This window comes from Paenibacillus dendritiformis, assembly GCF_021654795.1.
GTDB lineage: Bacteria > Bacillota > Bacilli > Paenibacillales > Paenibacillaceae > Paenibacillus_B.
Window position 1 is genome coordinate 2,886,044 of record NZ_AP025344.1, and the last position, 19,470, is coordinate 2,905,513.

Annotated in this window: 23 protein-coding genes, 1 pseudogene and 3 riboswitches; of the genes and pseudogenes, 11 read left to right on the forward strand and 13 right to left on the reverse strand. The window is 56.0% G+C overall.

The genetic code is table 11. The features are described 5' to 3' along the window. Nucleotides 1–93: 93 nt before the first annotated feature. Nucleotides 94–2,175 carry a serine hydrolase domain-containing protein gene (locus L6439_RS12595; protein WP_213471383.1) on the forward strand — a complete coding sequence of 694 codons (2,082 nt, stop codon included), beginning with the start codon at nucleotides 94–96 and terminating at the stop codon, nucleotides 2,173–2,175. 182 nt (nucleotides 2,176–2,357) lie between these two features. Next, nucleotides 2,358–4,439 carry a serine hydrolase domain-containing protein gene (locus tag L6439_RS12600; protein WP_213471382.1) on the forward strand — a complete coding sequence of 694 codons (2,082 nt, stop codon included), beginning with the start codon at nucleotides 2,358–2,360 and terminating at the stop codon, nucleotides 4,437–4,439. 59 nt (nucleotides 4,440–4,498) lie between these two features. Here L6439_RS12600 and L6439_RS12605 read toward each other — a convergent pair whose 3' ends face one another. Genes L6439_RS12605 through trhO form a run of 3 tightly spaced genes read right to left on the reverse strand, consistent with a single transcriptional unit; the run spans nucleotide 4,499 to nucleotide 6,356 of the window. After that, nucleotides 4,499–4,771 carry a YuzB family protein gene (locus tag L6439_RS12605; RefSeq protein WP_168178414.1) on the reverse strand — a complete coding sequence of 91 codons (273 nt, stop codon included), beginning with the start codon at nucleotides 4,769–4,771 and terminating at the stop codon, nucleotides 4,499–4,501. Further along, complete coding sequence (locus L6439_RS12610) at nucleotides 4,768–5,439, reverse strand: helix-turn-helix transcriptional regulator (RefSeq protein ID WP_213471381.1); 672 nt, start codon at nucleotides 5,437–5,439, stop codon at nucleotides 4,768–4,770. Before L6439_RS12610 ends, L6439_RS12605 begins: the two co-directional genes overlap by 4 nt. Before the next feature lie 17 nt (nucleotides 5,440–5,456). After that, a complete protein-coding gene (trhO, locus tag L6439_RS12615; protein WP_213471380.1) occupies nucleotides 5,457–6,356 on the reverse strand; it encodes an oxygen-dependent tRNA uridine(34) hydroxylase TrhO in 900 nt (299 codons plus the stop codon). 326 nt (nucleotides 6,357–6,682) lie between these two features. Between trhO and L6439_RS12620 the strand changes: the two genes are divergently transcribed. Beyond that, nucleotides 6,683–7,219 (forward strand): NADPH-dependent FMN reductase, encoded by a 537-nt coding sequence (locus L6439_RS12620; RefSeq protein WP_168178417.1) that lies wholly within the window; start codon nucleotides 6,683–6,685, stop codon nucleotides 7,217–7,219. Between the two features lie 204 nt (nucleotides 7,220–7,423). On the opposite strand, the gene L6439_RS12625 is transcribed toward L6439_RS12620, so the two are convergent. Beyond that, entirely contained in the window at nucleotides 7,424–7,708 is a 285-nt protein-coding gene (locus L6439_RS12625; protein ID WP_168178418.1) for a hypothetical protein, read from the reverse strand. On the opposite strand from L6439_RS12625, the gene thrS reads away from it, so the two are divergent. The 4 genes from thrS (at nucleotide 7,698) to bshB2 (ending at nucleotide 11,791) form a co-directional block, all read left to right on the forward strand. Next, nucleotides 7,698–9,611: a threonine--tRNA ligase gene (gene thrS, locus L6439_RS12630; protein WP_168178419.1), complete on the forward strand. Its 1,914-nt coding sequence runs from the start codon at nucleotides 7,698–7,700 to the stop codon at nucleotides 9,609–9,611. The two genes, L6439_RS12625 and thrS, sit on opposite strands and share 11 nt — an antisense overlap. Nucleotides 9,612–9,633: 22 nt before the next feature. Continuing rightward, the gene (locus L6439_RS12635) at nucleotides 9,634–10,551 is read left to right on the forward strand and encodes a GNAT family N-acetyltransferase (protein ID WP_168178420.1); all 918 of its coding nucleotides are present in this window, start codon (nucleotides 9,634–9,636) and stop codon (nucleotides 10,549–10,551) included. A 186-nt stretch (nucleotides 10,552–10,737) separates the two neighbouring features. Continuing rightward, nucleotides 10,738–11,088, forward strand: coding sequence for a YojF family protein (locus L6439_RS12640; protein ID WP_168178421.1), 351 nt, complete (start codon nucleotides 10,738–10,740; stop codon nucleotides 11,086–11,088). Nucleotides 11,089–11,116: 28 nt separating this feature from the next. Beyond that, entirely contained in the window at nucleotides 11,117–11,791 is a 675-nt protein-coding gene (bshB2, locus tag L6439_RS12645) for a bacillithiol biosynthesis deacetylase BshB2 (RefSeq protein WP_213471379.1), read from the forward strand. An 88-nt stretch (nucleotides 11,792–11,879) separates the two neighbouring features. On the opposite strand, the gene L6439_RS12650 is transcribed toward bshB2, so the two are convergent. The 9 genes and pseudogenes from L6439_RS12650 to L6439_RS12685 form a co-directional block, all read right to left on the reverse strand. Continuing rightward, a complete protein-coding gene (locus L6439_RS12650) occupies nucleotides 11,880–12,998 on the reverse strand; it encodes a mandelate racemase/muconate lactonizing enzyme family protein (RefSeq protein WP_213471378.1) in 1,119 nt (372 codons plus the stop codon). Between the two features lie 82 nt (nucleotides 12,999–13,080). Next, nucleotides 13,081–13,464, reverse strand: coding sequence for a YmaF family protein (locus L6439_RS12655; RefSeq protein WP_168178424.1), 384 nt, complete (start codon nucleotides 13,462–13,464; stop codon nucleotides 13,081–13,083). A 90-nt stretch (nucleotides 13,465–13,554) separates the two neighbouring features. Further along, nucleotides 13,555–14,154, reverse strand: a complete 600-nt coding sequence (locus L6439_RS29850) for a cation transporting ATPase C-terminal domain-containing protein (protein ID WP_237096844.1) — start codon at nucleotides 14,152–14,154, stop codon at nucleotides 13,555–13,557. A gap of 1 nt (nucleotide 14,155) precedes the next feature. After that, nucleotides 14,156–14,380 carry an HAD-IC family P-type ATPase gene (locus L6439_RS29855; protein ID WP_237096845.1) on the reverse strand — a complete coding sequence of 75 codons (225 nt, stop codon included), beginning with the start codon at nucleotides 14,378–14,380 and terminating at the stop codon, nucleotides 14,156–14,158. Next, the gene (locus L6439_RS29860) at nucleotides 14,368–14,892 is read right to left on the reverse strand and encodes an HAD family hydrolase (RefSeq protein ID WP_475720939.1); all 525 of its coding nucleotides are present in this window, start codon (nucleotides 14,890–14,892) and stop codon (nucleotides 14,368–14,370) included. The genes L6439_RS29855 and L6439_RS29860 overlap by 13 nt, the downstream gene beginning before the upstream one ends. A 23-nt stretch (nucleotides 14,893–14,915) precedes the next feature. Next, entirely contained in the window at nucleotides 14,916–15,428 is a 513-nt protein-coding gene (locus L6439_RS29865) for an HAD-IC family P-type ATPase (protein ID WP_269155987.1), read from the reverse strand. A 145-nt stretch (nucleotides 15,429–15,573) separates the two neighbouring features. Beyond that, nucleotides 15,574–15,777 (reverse strand): annotated as a pseudogene (locus L6439_RS29870) (P-type ATPase actuator domain-containing protein); the annotation flags it as partial. Beyond that, nucleotides 15,771–16,160: a cation-transporting P-type ATPase gene (locus L6439_RS29875; protein ID WP_237096847.1), complete on the reverse strand. Its 390-nt coding sequence runs from the start codon at nucleotides 16,158–16,160 to the stop codon at nucleotides 15,771–15,773. The pseudogene L6439_RS29870 and the gene L6439_RS29875, both read right to left, overlap by 7 nt. Before the next feature lie 298 nt (nucleotides 16,161–16,458). Beyond that, a riboswitch (M-box (ykoK) riboswitch) is annotated at nucleotides 16,459–16,628 on the reverse strand. A gap of 73 nt (nucleotides 16,629–16,701) precedes the next feature. Then, nucleotides 16,702–16,929 carry a hypothetical protein gene (locus tag L6439_RS12685; RefSeq protein ID WP_168178425.1) on the reverse strand — a complete coding sequence of 76 codons (228 nt, stop codon included), beginning with the start codon at nucleotides 16,927–16,929 and terminating at the stop codon, nucleotides 16,702–16,704. 244 nt (nucleotides 16,930–17,173) lie between these two features. On the opposite strand from L6439_RS12685, the gene L6439_RS12690 reads away from it, so the two are divergent. The 4 genes from L6439_RS12690 to kdpF all read left to right on the forward strand — a co-directional run bounded on the left by L6439_RS12690 (nucleotide 17,174) and on the right by kdpF (nucleotide 19,452). Further along, nucleotides 17,174–17,605 (forward strand): ribonuclease domain-containing protein, encoded by a 432-nt coding sequence (locus tag L6439_RS12690; RefSeq protein ID WP_213471377.1) that lies wholly within the window; start codon nucleotides 17,174–17,176, stop codon nucleotides 17,603–17,605. A 16-nt stretch (nucleotides 17,606–17,621) separates the two neighbouring features. Continuing rightward, a complete protein-coding gene (locus L6439_RS12695) occupies nucleotides 17,622–17,897 on the forward strand; it encodes a barstar family protein (RefSeq protein ID WP_168178427.1) in 276 nt (91 codons plus the stop codon). A gap of 347 nt (nucleotides 17,898–18,244) precedes the next feature. Further along, a riboswitch (cyclic di-AMP (ydaO/yuaA leader) is annotated at nucleotides 18,245–18,433 on the forward strand. Nucleotides 18,434–18,542: 109 nt separating this feature from the next. Continuing rightward, a riboswitch (cyclic di-AMP (ydaO/yuaA leader) is annotated at nucleotides 18,543–18,724 on the forward strand. A gap of 117 nt (nucleotides 18,725–18,841) precedes the next feature. After that, nucleotides 18,842–19,258 (forward strand): hypothetical protein, encoded by a 417-nt coding sequence (locus L6439_RS12705; protein WP_168178429.1) that lies wholly within the window; start codon nucleotides 18,842–18,844, stop codon nucleotides 19,256–19,258. 116 nt (nucleotides 19,259–19,374) lie between these two features. Next, the gene (kdpF, locus tag L6439_RS29670) at nucleotides 19,375–19,452 is read left to right on the forward strand and encodes a K(+)-transporting ATPase subunit F (protein WP_083835564.1); all 78 of its coding nucleotides are present in this window, start codon (nucleotides 19,375–19,377) and stop codon (nucleotides 19,450–19,452) included. The last annotated feature ends 18 nt before the right edge of the window (nucleotides 19,453–19,470 follow it).

Genomic DNA, 19,470 nt, shown 5'->3' on the forward strand with positions numbered 1-19,470 from the left:
TTTCGTTTCTATTCCAATTTTACCAATTTTTTTGAACCGAACGCGCTCGCAGATCGTACTAAGTGTTAGATACACAATAAAGGAGGAACTGGAATGAAGAAAAGACTTTCTTGGGTGCTCGCCGCAGTGCTTGCGCTGTCCATGATCGTGCCCTCAGCTGCGATGGCTTCTCCGGCAGCCGGCGGCCCTGTCGCGGCGGCCGCCCAAGACCTGGAGAAGATCGCGGCCGAGAAGGCGCAGCTGCTCACCGAATCGTACGGCACGATCAGCGTCCAGTATGCGCTCATTGACAATGGCAAGATCATCGTGTCCGGCCATACCGGCAGGAATGATATGGAAGGGAAGAAGCCGTTGACCAAGGATACGATGTATGCGATCGGATCGACGAGCAAAGTGTTTACGGCTGCTGCCGTCATGAAGCTGTCTGACGAGGGCAAGATCGATCTCGATGCGCCCCTGGTCCGCTACATAACCGATTTCACGATGAAGGACGAACGATACAAGCAGATTACGCCGCGCATGCTGCTCAACCATTCCTCCGGTTTGCAAGGCTCCAGCCTTGCCAGTTCTTTTTTGTTCGAGGACAATGACACCTATGTGCACGATACCTTGCTGAAGCAATTATCCGCCCAGAAGCTGAAGGCGGATCCGGGAGCGTTCTCGGTATACTGCAACGACGGATTTACGCTGGCCGAGATTTTGGTAGAGAGAGTCAGCGGCATGGATTTTACCGCATTTATTCACCAATATTTTACCGAACCATTGCAGATGACCCATACCAAAACACCGCAGGACGATCTGAAAGGTTACGAAATGGCCGGGCTTTATTTCCCAGCCTATCCAGGACAGCTTCCGAACGAGACCGTCAATGCAATCGGGTCCGGAGGGATTTATTCCACGGCGGAAGATCTGGCTCGCTTCTCGCAATTGTTTACGGGCCGGGCGAACGGCATCCTTTCCGACCAGGCGGTACAGGCGATGGCACAGGAGGAGTACAGGAAGGGGATGTGGCCGGAAGAGACGGATAGTGACTTCAACTATGGCCTGGGTTGGGACAGCGTTAAGTTGTTCCCGTTCAACCGGTATGGAATGACAGGCTTGGCCAAGGGCGGGGACACGGTGCTGTATCATGCGTCACTAGTCGTGCTTCCGGAGCAGGACATGGCGGCGGCGGTGTTGTCCTCCGGCGGCTCCAGTGTGTTGAACCAAATGCTGGCGAACGAATTGCTGCTGCACGCGCTCAAAGAAAAGGGAGAAATCAAAGCCTTCAAGCCGGAAAAGTCCTTCGGCAAGCCGGTCAAGGCGAAGATGCCCCCACAGGTGGCGAAGTATGCGGGCTATTACGGCCTTTCCGGCGAGAATATCCGGATAGATATTAAGAAAAACGGAGAGCTGACCCTGCCGGTGAGCTTTATAAGGGACAATTCGAAGGAAAAATATGTGTATACGGCGGATGGAAGTTTTGTGAACGAGAATGGCACTTCCAAGGTCAGCTTCGTCACGGAGAAGAATGGACGCACTTACCCGTGGGTAAGAGAATATGTGACGATGCCGGGACTCGGGCAGAGTGCCGTATCCTACTATGCTGCCGAGAAGCTGGAAAAGCATGAACTGCCGAAGGAAACGGCCCGCGCTTGGGCGAAGCGGGAAGGAATGACGTTCTATCTTGTGAACGAGAAGTATACTTCCGTCGTGTACCTCATGATGGAACCGACGGTACAGATTGCCCGCACTGATGAACTGCCGGTCTACCTGGGGGACAAAAAAATAACGGGACCGAACACGGCAGCGAGCCAGCTTCAGATCCCGGTGATGATGGGCCGGGATCTGGCTGAATCCCGCTTCTTCACGCAGCATGGCTCTGAATATATGGAGACGGCCGGCAGATTGTATGTGAGCGGGGCGAAGGTAAAGCCGCTCCACGCAGGCAAACAATCCAAGGTCACGCTGCGAGCGGACGGGCATGCCAAATGGTTCACGGTTCCGAAATCGGCCGCAGGCAAAACGATGACCGTCGCGCTGCCGAAGAAGGGCGCGTTCGCGGTCTATGACGAGCAGGGCCTATGCGTGAACTTCACGGTCGTCAGCGGCAATAACGAAGTGACGCTGCCGGAAAACGGGACGATCGTATTCGCCGGCGCACCGGGCTCGGAATTCGGCATCGCATTGAAATAACCGCACGAAAAGACATTGAATAGGCGATCGCATCACCGCCCGCTAATGCGGGCATAAGACGCCCCTCCTTGAATCTGCAGATCGGGAAGGGGTGTTTTTTCACCATTTTTTTCCGATTTCTTTGAACCGTTCTGGCTGGCAGATCGTACTAATTAATAGATTTGCAATGAGGAGGAATGGGAATGAAGAAAAGGCTCTCTTGGGTGCTGGCCGCAGCGCTGGCGCTGTCGATGATCGGGCCGTATGCGGCGATGGCGTCCCCGTCCGGCAGCAGCACTGTCGCGGCTGCCGCTGAAGGATTAGAGAAGATTGCGGCCGAGAAGGCGGCGCTGCTCACCGAAACGTATGGAACGATCAGCGTGCAGTATGCGCTCATTGACCACGGCAAGATCATCGTCTCCGGCCAGACCGGCATGAACGATATGGAAGGGAAGAGGCCGTTGACCAAGGATACGGTCTATGGCATCGGCTCGACGAGCAAAGTGTTCACGGCCGCTGCCGTCATGAAGCTGGCTGACGAGGGCAAGATCGATCTCGATGCGCCCCTGGTCCGCTACATAACCGATTTCACGATGAAGGACGAACGGTACAAGAAGATTACGCCGCGCATGCTGCTCAACCATTCCTCCGGCCTTCAGGGTTCCAGCCTCGGCAGTGCGTTCTTATTCGAGGACAATGACAGCTATGCGCATGATACCTTGCTGAAGCAATTGTCCGGACAGAGCTTGAAGGCCGACCCGGGAGCGTTTTCGGTCTACTGCAACGACGGATTTACGCTCGCGGAGATTTTGGTAGAGAGAGTCAGCGGCATGGATTTTACCGCATTTCTTCATAAATATTTTACCGAACCAATGCAACTGACCCATACGAAGACGCCCCAGGATGAAGTGGATAGAAGCCAGCTCGCCGCACTCTATTACCCCGTATACCAAGGGCAGCTTCCGTATGAATCCGCCAATGTGATCGGGACAGGGGGAATGTACTCCACGGCCGAGGATTTGGTCCGGTTTGCGCAAATCTTTACGGGAGAAGCGGATGGCATTCTCTCGGGCCAGGCGGTGCGCGCCATGGCGGAGGAGGAGTACAAGAAGGGGCTGTGGCCGGAAGATGCGGACAGCATGATCAACTACGGTCTGGGCTGGGACAGCGTGAAGCTGTTCCCGTTCGATGAATACGGAATACAGGGCTTGGCCAAGGGCGGGGATGCGATGCTCTACCACTCTATCCTCGTAGTGCTTCCGGAGCAGAAGATGGCGGCAGCGGTGCTGTCTTCCGGCGGTTCAAGTTCAACCAACCAGATGCTGGCGAACGAATTGCTGCTGCATGCATTGAAGGAGAAGGGGGGAATCACAGCCATCAAGCCGGAGAAGTCCTTCGGCAAGCCGGTCACAGCCAAGATGCCTGCGGAAATGGAGAAGCTGGCGGGCTATTACGGCTTCCTGGGCCGGCAGATTCAGGTAGAGATCAGCGAAAGCGGAGAACTGTCCTTGCCAATGGCCTTTCTAATCAACAATGCGCGGGAGCGATATGTATATACCGCAGACGGGAGCTTCGTGAACGAAGACGGCGGCTCGAAGGTCAGCTTCGTGACCGGGAAGAACGGGCGCACCTATTTGTGGTTAAGAGATTATTTGTCGCTGCCGGGATTGGGGCAGCTTGCCTTGTCCCATTATGCCGCGGAGAAGCTGACCGACCATCCGCTGCCGAAGAAGACGGCGGACGCCTGGGCGAAGCGGGACGGCAAAGCGTACTATCTCGTGAATGAAAAGTATACCTCTATCATTTATCTTTTGATGCAGCCGACGCTGCGGATTGACCGCGCTGTCGATCTTCCGGGCTATCTGGGAGATAAAAAAATTACAGGCCCGAACACGGCGGTAACCCAGCTTCACATTCCGACCGTCGGAGGGCGCGATACGGCGGAATTCCGCTTCTTCAAGCAGGATGGCGCGGAATATATGGAGGCGGCCGGCAGCTTGTATGTGAGCGAGGACAAAGTAAAGCCGCTCTACGCGGGCAAGGAATCCAAGGTCACGCTGCAAGCGAACGGGCATGCCAAGTGGTTCACGGTTCCGAAAGCGGCCGCAGGCAAAACGATGACCGTCGCGCTGCCGGCGAAGGGCGCGTTCGCGGTCTATGACGAGCAGGGCCTATGCGTGAACTTCACGGTCGTCAGCGGCAACAGCGAGGTGACGCTGCCGGAGCACGGCACGATCGTATTCGCCGGCGCCCCGGGTTCGGAATTCGGCATCGCCTTGAAATAACAGCACGCAAAAACCAGTAAGACACAATAAGATGTGTATTACTGGTTTTTGCGTTTCCTTTACTCTTCGTACGGATCTTCCTCCGCATATTCATCCAGCTCTGCCGCGATTTTATCCTTCACGCGCTCAAGGCATTCGTTCACGGAACGGGCCGTGACGCGCTTCCCATTGACGAGCGCATAGGGCTGGCGGGCGCACAGGCCGCACAGCGACAGACACTCCATGCGGAGGACGGCAATATCCGGATTCTCCGCTTCGAACTCCTCCAGAGCGTCGGAATTAATGCCGTTATTGGCGCAGACTTCCACGATGACGAAGCCCATATTGTTCATGATGTTCCCCCCTCGGCTGACCGGATTCCGCCATTGGCCGCCTGGATGCGGTAGACGCACTTCCTGTCTCCGCCGGCCAGACAGGATGTCCGTTCCACTTCCGCGCCGAGCAAGTCCTCGAACAGCCGCAGCTCGCAGGCGCAGGCGCAGGCGCGGTTATACTGCTTCGCAATTCGGGCGATCGGGCAATTGTATTCGGTCAAGACGAATTCGTTCTCGTTTATTTTATCCCATTCTGCCATATAGCCGCCCTCATTCTGAATATCGGTCAGCAGCGCGATCTTATCGGCGAGATCCTTTCCGCGCAGGCGGGACTCGTATTGAGCGAACAAGGAGCGCTGCCGGAGATCGAACAGGCGGTTCACCATGTCGCCTCCGGAATCGTGAGCCAGCTCGGCCAGGAGCTCCAGGGCGACGGCATGATAATTCTTCGGAAAATAATCATCGGCGCCGGGAGTTAAACGATAGACGGACATCGGACGGCCCATCGGCTGGCGGACGGTGCCGGCTTCGATCAAATGATCGCGTTCCAGCGCATTCAGGTGGCGGCGCACAGCCATCAAGGTGATCCCCAGCCGCTCGCTCATCGCTTTGGCGCTCAGCTCGCCGTCCGTCTTGAGCATATGCATGATTTTCTCGCGCGTCGAGAGCGTCGCGTTATTCATCATGGGCCATCACCGCCCTGCTAGCGGGCCGCTGGCGCGGAGGCCGAATCATGCTCCCGGCATTCCTCGGAGCAATAGCCCTCGTGCTTATCTTGGCACGCATCGCAGCACAGATGCTGGCGATGGCAGGTATCATCCGCGCAGTTGATATAATTTTCGGTCGGCTGGCCGCAATGATAACAGGTGCCCACGACGACGCTCTCGTCCGTATGGTTGATCGGAACCGAGATTCGTTCGTCGAACACATAGCAGCTTCCATCGAACAGCCGGCCTTGCGTGACGGGGTCTTTGCCGTACGTCACGATGCCGCCGTCCAATTGATACACATCCTTGAAGCCTTCCTTGCGCATGACGGCCGTCAGCATCTCGCACCGGATTCCTCCCGTGCAGTACGTGATGACGGTCTTGTCCTTATGCTGCTCCATATTGTCGCGGAGCCAGCCGGGGAATTCCCGGAAGCTGTCCACATCCGGACGGATCGCGTTCCGGAAATGGCCCAGATCATACTCATAGCCGCTCCGCCCGTCGAGGACGACGACATCGTCACGCTGCAAATATTGCTGGAACTCGGCCGGACTTAGCCGTCCGCCGCCATCCGTGTTCGGATCAAGCTTCTGGTCGTAGCGAAGCGTAACCAGTTCCTTTTTGTGGCGGACGAACAGCTTTTTGAAGGCATGCCCGCCGCTCTCGTCCACCTTGAACACGAGATCCTCGAACAGGGGATGGCGGTGCATGTCCGCCATATACCGTTCGGTCTGTTCCACGGTTCCGGACAGCGTGCCGTTGATTCCTTCGCTTGCAATCAGAATGCGCCCCTTGACGCCGAGGTCCTTGCAATAGTGCAGATGTTCGGCCGCAAAGGCTTCCGCGTCGGGAATCGCAACGTATTTATAAAAAAGAAGCACTCGATAGTCTTTCATCGCGCGTACTCAATCCTTTCATTATCGGAGTCTGTCAACAAGAAGAGCGGAAGGGAGAGAGGAACCTCTGCCTTCCGCCGCCATTGCATTGGAGCTTGCCAATGCTTGTCAATTGCAATAGTCATATTCTAACGAACGACGCATACATAGTCAACATAGAAGTTGATAATGTATCTATAAGCGAGACGGCGTCCGCCGCGTTACCGGATTGACAAAGCCAATCCGTGTAGGTCATACTTATTATACATAAATGTTGTAAAAGTAGCAAAACCATGATATGGATGTCGAACGACGTGATAGTCGGAAGAAGAGAGGGAGTGTCGGGCATGAAATTACTCGGTATATCTGGAACGATCGTGGGTTCGAAGACGGGAATCGCGGTGCAAAGCGCATTGCAGGCGGCGAAGCGCTTCCATCCCGATATCGAGACCGAATATCTCGATATGAAGGAATATCAGGTCCAGTTCTGCGACGGAAGAGATCCGTCGGCTTATACGGGGGATACGAAGACCGTCATCGATATCGTGTCGGCCGCGGATTGTTATATTATCGGGACGCCGATTTTCCAGTCTTCGATTACGGGCGTGCTGAAAAATCTGTTCGATTTGGTTCCGACCGCCGCCTTGTACAATAAAGTGATGGGCTTTGTCGCGACGGGCGGCACGTACCAGCATTACCTCGTCGTGGAGAATCAGTTGAAGCCGATCGCCGGTTATTTGCGGGCGTTCGTCGCGCCAAGCTATGTCTACTTGCATGACGATCATTTCAATGCGGAGCGGCAGATAGCCGATCCGGATGTTCGCGACAGACTGGAGCGGCTTGCCCGCGAAGTCGTATTTATGAATCAGAAGCTGAAAGGCTGAACCCCGCCGTATCAGGCATGGGGGCAGCTTGGGAACGCTATTTTGCAGAAAAATCAACGTGAGCAAAGGACTTGACTTTTTTTGAAATGCGCGTGTAATATTAATTCCATATTCACAAGGCAATGACCAAAGACATGATTCCCTGCACGGGCTGCCCAGAGAGAGAAGCGACTGCTGCAAGCTTCTTCGGCTACGGTTGCGGAATTACCCCTTTGCAGCCGTGGCGTTGAACCCGTCGAGCGAATAATAAGCGGCGGAAGTAAGCGGCACCGTCTCATCCTCGTTACCGGATGTCCAATGAAGGATCTTGCATCTGCACGGCTCGTGAAGCGAAGCGGCCAGGCGGCCATGCAAGGTCGAACTAGGGTGGAACCACGAGCGGAACGCACTCGTCCCTGTCCGGGAGAGCTGCGTTTTTTTGCGTTCCCGCGTGCGTTCATCGAGCTTGGACCAGAATCGAGGAAAGGGAGGCTGAAGCATGGAGATCAAGGTTACATTTCCAGACAATTCGAACAGGAGGTATACGCAGGGCACGACCATCGCGGACGTGGCGGCTTCGATCGGCGCCAGCTTGAAGAAGCAGGCCGTTGCCGGCAAGATCGATGGCGCGCTCGTGGATCTGAACCGGACGATCGGGCATGACAGCCTTGTCGAAATCATTACGCAGGACAGCCCGGAAGGGCTCGGCATCCTGCGTCACAGTACGGCGCATGTCATGGCGCAAGCCATTCAGCGGATATATGGAGCCGATCAAGTCAAGCTTGGAATCGGCCCGGTCATTGAGGATGGTTTTTATTATGACATCGATATCGAGCGGCCGCTGTCCACAGAGGATCTGGCGGCCATCGAACAAGAAATGTCGCGGATCATTCAGCAGAATCTGCCGATCGAGCGGCAAGCGGTCAGCCGCGAGGAAGCGCTGCGGCTCTTTGGACAACGGGAAGAGCCGTTGAAGCTGGAATTGATTCATGATTTGCCTGCGGACGCGGTCATCAGCATTTATAAGCAGGGCGAATTTGTCGATTTGTGCCGGGGTCCGCATCTGCCGTCCACCGGACGGATCAAGGCGTTCAAGCTGCAGAAGGTATCCGGGGCCTATTGGCGTGGCGACGCGAACAACAAAATGCTGCAGCGGATATACGGCACAGCGTTCGTGAAGCAGGAGCAGCTTGACGAGCATCTGCACCGGCTGGAGGAGGCGAAGAAGCGCGATCACCGCAAGCTGGGCACGGAGCTGGGCTTGTTCATGTTCTCCGAGGAAGCGCCGGGCATGCCGTTCTATCTGCCGAACGGGATGACGATTCGCACGGAGCTGGAGAACTTCTCGCGCGAGCTGCAGCGGCAGCGCGGTTACGAGGAAGTGCGCACGCCGTTCATGATGAATAACCGGATGTGGGAGCAGTCGGGGCATTGGGATCATTATAAGGACAATATGTACTTCACGAAGGTCGACGAGACGACATTTGCGCTGAAGCCGATGAACTGCCCGGGACATATGCTGATTTACAAACATGGCCTGCATTCCTACCGCGAGCTGCCGATCCGGCTTAGCGAGTTCGGTCAAGTGCATCGCCACGAGATGTCGGGCGCCTTGAACGGCATGCTTCGCGTCCGCACATTCTGCCAGGATGACGCGCATATTTTCGTCCGTCCGGATCAGATCGAAGACGAGATCAACGAAGCCATGTCCTTGATTGACGAGCTCTACAACGTATTCGGCTTCGAGTACAAGATCGAATTGTCTACCCGGCCGGAGGATTCGATGGGATCGGAGGAACTGTGGAACGAGGCGGAGCGGGCGCTGAAGCAGGTGCTCGGCCGGCGCGGCGTCGATTATCGGATTAACGAAGGGGACGGCGCCTTCTACGGGCCGAAAATCGATTTCCATATCCTTGACGCCTTGAAGCGGAGCTGGCAGTGCGGAACGATTCAATTGGACTTCCAGATGCCGGAGAAATTCGATCTCGCCTATATCGGCGAGGACAGCCAGAAGCACCGCCCGGTCGTGATCCATCGCGCGATGTACGGTTCCATCGACCGGTTCATCGGGATCTTGACCGAGCACTATGCCGGCGCGTTCCCGCTGTGGCTGGCGCCCGTTCAAGCGAAGGTGCTCCCTGTATCCGAGATGTTCGCGGATTATGCGCTTCAGGTGAAGCAGGCGCTCGCAGCCCGCGGCATTCGAGCCGAAGTCGATGGCCGCAATGAACGGCTCGGCTTCAAAATACGCGATGCCCAGCGCGCCAAAATTCCGTACATGCTCGTCGTCGGGGAGCAGGAGCAGCGGGATGGAAGCGTGTCTGTGCGCAAGCGGGGCGAGGGCGATCTCGGATCGCAATCCGTTCGCGGGCTGGCGGAGGTTATGGAGAAGGAAATAGGAAATCGACAGTGAAAGAATGGGAGATGAGCGGGCGATGAACCAGGATGGCGAACACGCGTTCAAGCGGCTCGATGCACAGCAGCTTGCCGCCATTCGTGAATTGGCTGACCTATGCAATGAGCATGACGGAATCATTCTGAAGCTGAACTGGGACATGCTGCAAGACCGGAAGGACGATGCGATCATTGCCTTTCTGTATTACGCAGGCGGGCAAGTTGTCGGATTTCTGGGCCTGTATCAATTCCTATCGTCCGAAGTGGAAGTGAGCGGAATGGTGCATCCGCAGTATCGCCGCCAAGGCATATTCGGCAAGCTGGTTCGCGCCGCTCAGGAGGAATGCATCCGCCGGAATACAGGAAAGCTTATCTTCATCTGCGAGCGGCGCTCGGACTCCGGCCGGGCATATGCGGAGAGCGCGGGAGCGAGATACAACTTCTCGGAATACTGGATGCAGCTCGGCGGGTGGAATGAAGCGGCGCTGAGCGGCACGCCGGATGCAGAGATAGCGCTCCGCAAGGCGGAAGCAAGCGACATCGAGATTCTCACGCGTCTGAGCGCGGATGGCTTCGGTATGGATGAAGCGGATGCGCGGGACTATGTGGAGGCTTCCTTCCAATCGCGGGCCGACACAGCGTATATCGCCGATCTGCGGCCACTGAACGGAAAACCGCTGCCGATCGGGAAAATTCATGTCATGCTCGAAGAAGGCGTGGCGTTCATTTTTGGATTTTGCATCTTGTCGCAGCATCGGAAGCGGGGGTACGGAAGACGGATTCTCCAGCATATGCTCCATCTCATTAGGGAGCGGCATGAAGCGGCGGACGCAGCTCTCGAAGTGGCGGTAGAGAATGAGAATGCGCTTGGGTTGTACACATCCTGCGGCTTCCGAATCCGCAATGCGAACGATTATTATGACCTGGATCTGCCGGCGGGGAAGCCGCGGACGGAATAGGAACGGGACGCGTTCCGGTCCGGATACGCTGAAGATCGCTTCCCATATCGCAGAAATTCCGGTACACTACAAGTAATGATGGCAGCCGCCGCCGCCGTTCCACGCGCCGGCGGCGATAACACAGAAGATAGCCCCTTGCGCCTTGCGGCGGACGAGGGGCTGTTCCATGTCCGGAGGAATGAGAATATGCAGTTGATACAGCCAGAGAAGGTGCAGCATGCCCTGCAATTATGGCGGGAGAAGCCCTTATATCTCCATCTCGAGATGACGACCGGGGCCTATGCGTCTCATCGCGATAAGTCCAAGCATACCGCTTCCGCCTTCGTCACCAATACCGTCATCCGCTATGCCGAAGGCTCGATCGCCGGGAAGGGACCGTACCGGGTCGGACTGAAGACCCCGGACGGCTGGGTGTACGCGGAAGGCTTGACCCACTGGGACGAGGAGGCGCAGGCGCACGCCAGGCTGATTATGGCGGGCCATGATCGGGAGGGCAGATTGATCGTCAGTCTGCAGCTAAGCGAAGAACCATTTTAAAGGTGATGAAGAGGAGAGCAGACATCTTATGAACAGACAGCGTCATATTGTCGTCATCCTGCCGCATCCGGATGACGAAGGAATCATCGCCGGCACATTGGCCGCACATATACATGACGGAGCCGCGGTCACTTACGCCTGCCTGACATTGGGGGAGATGGGGCGGAATATGGGCAGCCCTCCGTTCGCGAACCGGGCTACGCTGCCGCTCATCCGCAAGGGAGAGCTGGAGGAAGCGTGCCGCCGCATCGGCATTCGCGACCTGCGGATGTGGGGATACCATGACAAAACGATAGAATTCGAAGACGGAGAGAAGCTCGCGGATCGGATCGCAGCCCTGCTGGCGGAATTGGAGCCCGAATGCGTCTATACCTTCTATCCCGGGTACAGCGTGCATCCGGACCATGACGCAACCGGGGCCGCCGTCGTCCGGGCCGTGGGGCGGATGCCGGAGGATAAGCGTCCCCGCGTCCTGTGCATCGCGATTGCGGCCGGCCGCGAGAAGCTGCTCGGCCCGCCGGACGAGGTTCGCGATGTCAGCGATTATGTCGAGCAGAAGATACATGCGATTCATGCGCACAAGAGCCAGGTCCGGCACTTGCTTGGCGAGGGAACGCTGGAAGAGCCGTCGTTCCGGGCGCGGCACAGCCGGGAATTGTTCTGGACATACCGCTTCCGCGAGGAAGGAGAAGGGACTCCCTAAAACAGGCGGAGCTTCTCCGTCGGCATCTCCAGCCGATAGGGACGTTACAGCGGCCCGCTTCTGCAGATGCCCGGTAGGGACGGCATGCCTATGAATAGGCGCTGCCGTCCCATTGATAGAACGCGAGCAGTTCTTGATCGAGTTCAAGTCCAATCCCCGTTCCCTCTGGAAGGGTAACGGCGCCGTTCTCCTGCCGCAGCGGAACAAGGCGGTTGAACGGATTGTCCATTACGTCCCATTCCACCGGCTCGATCGAATCCGTGCCCATTTTGGTCCACGGCTCGATACAAGCCTGGGCGAACATGGCGTACAAGCGTGACAGCGCCCCGTCATAGGCGTGCGGAGCCGCGCGCAGGCCGAATGTGCGCGCCATGGACACCGCGTGCCTGTACTCGTCGATCCCGGCCATATGCAGCGGATCCGGCGTAATGATATCTATCGCCCGCCTCGTCATCAAGGGGAGGAAAGCGGCCGCTGAACCGTGATTTTCGCCTCCGGCCAGCGGCACCGCGATCCGCTGTCTCAGCAGCGCGTATTCTTCGACCTGCGCGACAGGAAGGGGCTCTTCCAGCCACATCAGATTGGGCCACGACTGCAGCAGCGTCTGCCATTGCAGCGCCGCCGCGGCGTCGTAGCTCTGATTCGCGTCGAGGGCCAATCCGATGCCGCCCGACAGCAGCGTCTGTGCCTTCCGCACATGCTCCTGATCCTCAGCGACCGACTTCCCTCCGATCTTCAGCTTGATCTTGTCAAATCCGTCGTTCAATGCTCTTTCCACTTGCTGCAGGGAAACCTGCATCCAATCCGCTTCTTCGCAATAGGATTGGAAAGAAGCATACACCGGCACGCGGCTCCGATGCTTTCCTCCCCACAGATCGCATACCGACATACCGCCCGCTTGGGCCATAATTTCAGTGCATGCCATGCTGACGGCCGCAGCCGCGCGCGCATGCCAATTCCGGATGATGCGCAGCCAGGCGCCGCGATCGGCGACGGATTTGCCTGTCAAAAAAGGAATAATCCGCTCATGGAAGCCGGAGTGCAGCGTCGGCAGCCAGTCGGCGCATTCTCCCCATCCGGTAACGCCGGTGTCGGTTGTCAGCCGGATAATATAACTCGTCCGGTACATTTTAAGGCCATTGGCATCGCCATATGGCCGGGCAAGACGATAGAAGAGCGGAAAGGTCTCGATCTGCTGTATCCGCAAGAAATGGCTCCTCCTTACATATCGTTTTGCCGCTTAGTATGTGCCGGGACGGCCATTTTATGAAGAAACAGGAAATTGCGCCCTAACGGGAGATTTCATTCCCCGTTCTGCCTTCATAATGATGGACGTGGGGCGTGCTTCCATTCACGGTCGTGACGCCTTCGAACATATGAATATGCCCGCCCCCGGGCAGGGGAATGGCCGGGCCCGTCGTGCCTCTGATAATATGCGAATGACCGGCATCGAATGAGGTTTCCGCATAATATTGATGCGTATGCTGAACTCCGCTCGGAGCCGCTTCCGTCGTTCCGGCGTATTTATGCCGATGACCGACTTCCACGGACGTCACGCCGGAAAATTCATGCACATGCACAGGTCTCCCATTCCACGAAGTAATATATAACTTGTGGGAGTGCATGTTTCCCTCCTCGCTATGATGCACAAATCCGGTAATCGGAACTTCCATGATCATAATCTCCTTCCATCGATGATTACCCACATCGTATGATGCGGGCAGCTCGATGTTACCGCGGAAGTCAAGCAATTTTTGTGGAGTTCACAGCCACTCCCCGAATTTGCGGATATACCAGGTCTTGATCGTCTGGGTCAGCGCGCAATAACAGAGCAACGTCGCGATAAGCCACGGGAAGAACGACAGCGGCAGCGGCACCAGGCCGATGGCGGCGCCCATTCCGGTATAAGGAAGCGCGATTCCGCATGCCATGACCAGTCCCGTCAACACGAGCACGGGAGTGCTGGCCATGCTTTGGACAAAGGGTATTTTCCCGGTGCGGATCATATGAACGATCAGCGTCTGCGACAGCAAGCCCTCGATGAACCAGCCGGAATGGAACAAAGCTTGCTGGTCTGCGGAATTGGCCGCGAAGACGTACCACAGCAAGGCATATGTCGTAATATCGAACAGCGAGCTGATCGGGCCGATGAACACCATAAATCTGCTGATTGACTTGGCATTCCATTTTTGAGGCTTCCGCAAATACGCTTTATCCACTGTGTCCCACGGAATCGAGAGCTGGGAAATATCAAAAAACAGATTTTGCAGCAGCAGATGAATCGGCAGCATCGGCAGGAAGGGAAGGAAGGCGCTGGCGGCCAGAACGCTGAACATATTGCCGAAATTGGAACTCGCGGTCATTTTAATATACTTCCTTGGCGATATCGACAGCGGTATCGACAGAAATGCCGACATCCGCTTCTTTCAGCGGCACGGCGTCATTGATTCCGTCGCCCATGAACCCGACCGTATGGCCTCTGCTTTTGAGGACGCGAACGATTCGCGCTTTTTGCAGCGGATTGATCTTGGCGAACACGGTGGTCAACTCCGCGATCTCGGCCAGCCGCTGATCCGTCAGGGCGTCCACGGCGTCTCCAAGCAGAACCGCCTCGGTGCGGAGCCCGACATCCTGCATACTTTGCAGGCGACGGCCGCATTGTCTCCCGTGATCACTTTCACATTTACCCCATGGTCTGCCAGCGCCCGGATAGCCTTCTTGGCGGAAGGCTTCGGCGGATCAAGGAAGGCGAGGATGCCGACAAGCGCAAGATTCTGTTCATCCGGGATGCCGTAAGGTTCATCGCGGGAAGGGGTCCGCTTCACCGCGACGGCCAGCACGCGCAATCCGTCCTCGTTCATCTCGCGGGCGAGGCGCTGCGCCTTGGCTGCGCGTGCGGAAGTGAACGGGACGATCTGGCCCTGCTCGTAGACATGCGTGCAGATGTCAAGCAATTCTTCCACCGCGCCCTTGCATACGAGCAGATGGTCACCTTCGGGCTCGCGGAGGACGACAGACATCCGGCGCCGGTTGAAGTCGAATGGAATCTCATCAAGCTTCGCATAGCGGTCGATCATGTGGGAATGCTCGGTATGCTGCAAGATGGCGGCATCGAGCAGATTGGTCAGGCCGGTCTGATGATAGCTGTTAAGCAGGCATAATCCAGTACGCTTTTGTCCGGATTGCCATTGATGTCAAGATGCTCCTCCAAAATAATCCGGTCTTCCGTCAACGTTCCCGTTTTGTCCGTGCACAGAATATCCATGGCGCCAAGATTCTGGATCTCGTGCAGGCGTTTCACGACGACTTTGTTGCGGGCCATCGCCGCCGCTCCCTTGGCGAGATTCCCGGCCACGACGACAGGCAGCATCTCCGGCGTCAATCCGACCGCTACCGACAGGCCGAACAAGAGGGCGTCCCACCAATCGCCCTTCGTGAATCCGCTGACCAAAAAAATGACCGGAACCATGATCAGCATGAAGCGGATCAGCAGATAGGTGATGCTCTTCACGCCGAGATCGAAGCTGGTGAACGGGGCTTTGCCCGTCAGCTGGCTGGCCATGGAACCGAAATAAGTCTCCGAACCGGTGGCGACAACGACGGCCGTCGCCGAGCCGCTGATGATGCTCGTACCCATGTAGCATATATTCGTCAGCCCAAGCGCATTCGCAGGCTCGGCGCGCGATCGCCAGCCGGGATATGCCCTCCGGGAGCGTGTCGAATTTTTCGACAGGCAGCGCCTCGCCCGTCAGGGCGGATTCGCCGGCATACACATCTTTGGCGGCGATCAGCCTCGCGTCAGCCAGAACCAGGTCCCCGGCGGACAAGCGGATAATATCCCCGGGAACCAGCTCATTGTCGATCTCCTGGCGGCGTCCCTGCCGGCATACCGAGGTAGTCGTCCGGACCAGGGCCGACAGCTTCTCGGCCGTGCGCGCCGAGCGGAATTCCTGGGTGAACGTAATGATGACACTGACGGTTACCATCGTTGCGATGATGAGAACGGCTTGGATATCCTGGTCCGCGATGCAGGAAAAGGCCCCAGGAAAAGCAGTATCAAAATAAATGGGTTGGCGAAGCACGACAGCAGTTGAATATACCAAGCAGGCGGCTTGCCGCGAACTGCCAGATTTTTGCCGTAATGCTCAAGCCGCGCCTTCGCTTCGGCTTCGGTCAGACCTTGAGGGCGGGTGTTCCATTCTTCCAGAACATCTTCTTGCAGCGAGATGGATGCCTGAATGAGGCGGTGCGTGATTTTTTGCGCCAGATCGTTTTTGCGCTTCGTTATACGTGCCATTGTCAAATCCTCCTCTCGCAGGTCATCTCGGAAGGAATCCCCACGGTATCGATTCGTTCTGAACATCAACATAAAAAGCTCCCCCTGTATCCAGAGGGAGCCGGAACCGTATACCGATGCCGTTCAAGTCACATACGCATACTTAAATAAACCCGCCGCCATCGATTTTTTTCGGGGGAATATAATAAGTCGGGTATCGCTTGAAGAGCGGCGAGCAGACGGCTCTTCCTCAGTGCAGGATGTTGGCGCCTATGCGGCTGATAGCTGCTCGGTCCACTGTCCATGGACATATTCCCCCCTTTGATAGTCAATAAAAAACCCTCCAGCTGAGCTAGAGGGTTGAATACACGCAGAAATAGAGATAACGGCGCTTGCTCCCCCTAGTCCAGTTTTAGCACTATACAACGTAAAGAGCGTCCGCTCTTAGCCACCTTAAGAAAAGCCTTAATCCGGCAGTTCCTGTTCTACCCATTGGTATCTTTCGATATTTCCGGGCAGTGGCCTATGTTTGTATAGGAGCCTCACCTAACGAGGAATTGATGAAATTTACGTTGTTATCATATGCCTGGTCTCATCCGTTTGTCAATGATAAGGAGCGGAATGGAAATATTTATTATCTTCTTGCTCTTCTCCGTTTTTTTGCGCTGGAGCAAAATACATCCTTCTCTTTTACGGGAAACACATGCTTGAATACCGGCACGCAGAAATGTTGATTAATGATCTCGATCGGGTGGATGACTTCGACCTTCTGTGGATGATACATTTTGTTGAAGATATATTGCGGCGGATCGAACACCGCTTTTGTCGGGCAAAATTCTTCGCCTTTGCATCCATGAGACATGAGTCTCAGCTCCTCTCTCTCATTAGTGTCGAACCTAATGGCATCATATGCAAGGCGTTTTGGCCTTGATTGGACATTCTACCCGCAGATAGTGACCTAGAATTTGTTAGATGCGGAATGAGAGAGGCATTCGCAAGGCAAAGGCTTGAAAATAGGGCCAAGATATATGATACTACAGCGAGAGGGCAGGAAGTGCATTCATGAAGCCTCCTGCTCTACGAAGAGCGAAGCGAGGTAGACATCGTTGAAAGTCATCAAATCCGTACTGGTCTTTCTATTGAGCCTGCTGCTGCTGGCCGGCTGCGGTCTGGACAGCAAGCCGTCCGCCATTCCGGATTCGGGCAAGCAGGAGCTGACCGGCTTCGAAGAGGTTGCGAGCTATATCAAGGCGCACAAGCAATTGCCGGATAACTTCATCACCAAGGAGGAAGCGAGGAGGTTGGGCTGGGATGCCCGCCAAGGCAATCTGCACGAGGCAGCTCCAGGCAAAAGCATCGGCGGCGACATATTTCGCAACCGGGAAGGGAAGCTGCCCAAGAAAAAGGGCAGAATCTGGTATGAAGCGGATATCAACTATACGAAGGGCCATCGTGGAAAGGACAGAATTGTGTTTTCCAACGACGGACTGATCTATAAGACCGAAGACCACTATGAGACGTTCGAACCGATAGAATGAGAAAGGGGGACGCTCCGTGCGCAATGTCGTCTTGGAGGGGAGCTCCATCGAGAGCAAGGAACAGCTCCATGCGTTCCTGCAGGAAGCGCTGGAATTGCCGGAGCATTACGGCCGCAACCTGGATGCGCTCTGGGATTGTCTGACCGGGTATGTCGAGCTGCCGCTAACGGTCACCTGGCTCGATTATGAGGCAAGCGAGCAAAGATTGGGCGAGTACGGCCGCAAGCTGCTGGAGTTGTTCGAGGAGGCGGCCGAGGACATCGAAGGATTTTCGTTTGTCGTCACAGCTTGAATAGACGGACGGAAGGGCCGTGGGCCGTCCAAACAGATAAAGAAACCGTTTCTGGACCAGATGGAGGCATCGCCGCAACCATTTGTGAGGAGACGGTTTTTTTGTGCATTTCGGGAGCCGGGAGCGGTCCAATGAAGCCCGATGTTCCCGCGAAGAGAGGACGCTCTCCCGCCGAAGTAGGATAACCGCGAAAACACGAGCTGCAGCGAGGCAGGCCAAGAAAGGGCCGTTTGTAAGCGCCGCCGTTTCTTTTAATCTTGCCAAAAAGGAGTTTTTCTGCCTTTCCGCTTCCTTTACAAAGCGTGGAGGCAAGCGTAATATACGATTCATGAATTTCAAATATTTTCATTTTACAATCGCTGAGTTTCCGCAAGGAAAGCGGGGGAACCAACGGTGCGGCCTGATCGGTGTGAGAGCCGATCAGCGGCACATGGGGTGAATCCTGAGCGCGGCGCCTAGGGCCGCATCACTCAGGTAGGGCGACTCTCACCGCCCGAATCCGACAGCTAACCTCGTAAGCGTTGTTGAGTGCGGCATTCCGCCACCTGCGGCTGCTGCGCTCATGAGGGGGAGGATGATGAACTTGTGACCATTGCGGCCGCAGGGGGTTCCTCTGCGGTCTTTTTTCATGCCAATTGCACATGATTGTCTGTATCGCTGAATCCCTGCATGGCAGGGAGCGGGGGAACCAACCGGATGTCTGCGGACATTCATGGGGTGAATCCCGGGGCATGCGAAGGCGCGGATGATGCGCCATGTCCCGAGGTAGGGCGACTCTCTCGCCCGAATCCGACAGCTAACCTCGTAAGCGTACCGAGAGAGGCAACGAACGTCGTGAAAGACACGGTTATATTTGCTGTGCCTGGAAGCCGCGAGAAGAGTTCCTCTTGTTGCCGGCTTCTTTTTGTTGCTGTCTCCGGACGAAGAATCGGAGGAGAGAAGAAATGGATCAACAGGAAGTCGTACTGGTGTCTGCGCCCAATGCCGCAGGCGAAGCGTTCGTCAAGCTGCTGCTGGAGAAGGACATTCCCTTCGCCGCCCTGGCGAACAACCGTAGTGAGCTTAAGCGGATGCGCGCTCTTGGCGCTCGCCATCTGATTCTGCTCCATACGTCCGATGAGAAAACATGGGTCATCCCGCAGCTGGCCGTCGGCAAAATCTTTTTATTCGAACGAAGCTTGAATCTGTGCTGCCGTTACCTGCAAATCTGCCGGAGCTGGACGTCGAAGCCGATTTATGTCATCACGGCAAATCAAAATCCGCGGCTTATCTACCGCGGGCTGGGCGCGAACTATGTCATTTACACCTCGAGCCGGAATTATTCGTTCCTGGTAACGGACGAACCGGCCGCTTATTCGTAAGGAGGTATCCGCATGTCTGATCTCGTTATGGCCGTGCTCATTGCTGCGGCATTCGCCCTGTTCTATGGCTTCTTGGCCTGGTGCGGGCGGGTCGTGGATGAAGGAGGAGAGCGCGGATGATTGTCATCGGGATTGTTACTGTTTTTCTCTTCTTATATTTAGGCTATGCTCTGGTTCATCCGGAGAAATTTTGAAGCAATAGAAGGAAATTA